The following is a 992-nucleotide window of genomic DNA, read 5'->3' on the forward strand; positions in this document are numbered from 1 at the left end:
TATGCATCAAAGCTGGCATTATGGGCTCCAGTTGAAGCTATCATATATGTTGATAGCTNTGATGTAAATGAATCCAGGCTGCAGTTAAAATTAGCTACGAATTCTGGCAGAAAAATTATATGCAGGCACAAGGCTGATGAGATATATCCTGCTGTATCCGCAGCTTCAATAGTTGCCAAGGTTATAAGAGACCGTGAAATAGAGAAGCTACATGAAAAATACGGTGATTTTGGGTCAGGATATCCATCAGATCCAAGAACCATAAATTTTGTTAAAAATGCCCTAAAAGATGGAAAAGATATTGATAAAATAGTGAGGCATCAGTGGAAAACCTATAAAAGTATGTTAAATAGAAAACTAATATACTAAAAAATAATAAATAAGTTATTCTATTGTGGAAGGATGAATGTTACTGCAGTTATTCCCACAATCAACGAGGAAGGAACTATTGGATCTGTAATAGACGGTCTTTTAAAATCGGTTGAAGGAATAGAAATTATAGTGGTTGATACAGATTCTACTGACAGGACAAAGGAAATAGCAGCAGCAAAGGGTGCCATTGTGATAAATGAGAGCAGGAGGGGTTATGGCATTGCCTACAAAACCGGATTGAAGCACGCAAAGGGCGACCTTATTGTATGCATGGACGGAGACAATACATATCCTACAGACATAGTAAAACCATTACTGGAAATTATCTGGATGGACGAGGTCAATTTTATTTCATGTGACCGGATGGCTCTCAGGACACAGCATAATTACACATCCCTGCATTACATAGGAAACAGCATTTTAAACTTCACCATGCGATTGCTTTTCAAGATAACTCTCAACGATTCCCAGAGCGGCATGTGGATTTTTTACCGTGAATTTTACGAGAAAATGAAAAATCTCAGCAATGGAATGTCCTTTTCGGAGGATATTAAAATTGACGCAGTAAGGCTCGGCAAGTTAATAGAAATACCGATAAAATATGAATAAGAATAAGCAAA

At 37.1% G+C, this 992-nt stretch carries 2 protein-coding genes; both read left to right on the forward strand.

All coding sequences use genetic code 11. From position 1 onward, the window contains the following. Window positions 1-369: ribonuclease HII (rnhB, locus tag AMDU4_RS14185; RefSeq protein ID WP_290704581.1), on the forward strand; the 369-nt coding region annotated here is incomplete at its 5' end. A 33-nt stretch (window positions 370-402) separates the two neighbouring features. Continuing rightward, complete coding sequence (locus tag AMDU4_RS14190) at window positions 403-981, forward strand: glycosyltransferase family 2 protein (RefSeq protein ID WP_021787400.1); 579 nt, start codon at window positions 403-405, stop codon at window positions 979-981. Window positions 982-992: the final 11 nt, after the last annotated feature.

This window comes from Ferroplasma sp. Type II (assembly GCF_000496155.1).

Excerpts from the sequence above, each read along its gene's own strand:
- AMDU4_RS14190 (WP_021787400.1), top strand. The coding sequence starts at position 403 with ATGAATGTTACTGCAGTTATTCCCACAATCAACGAGGAAGGAACTATT.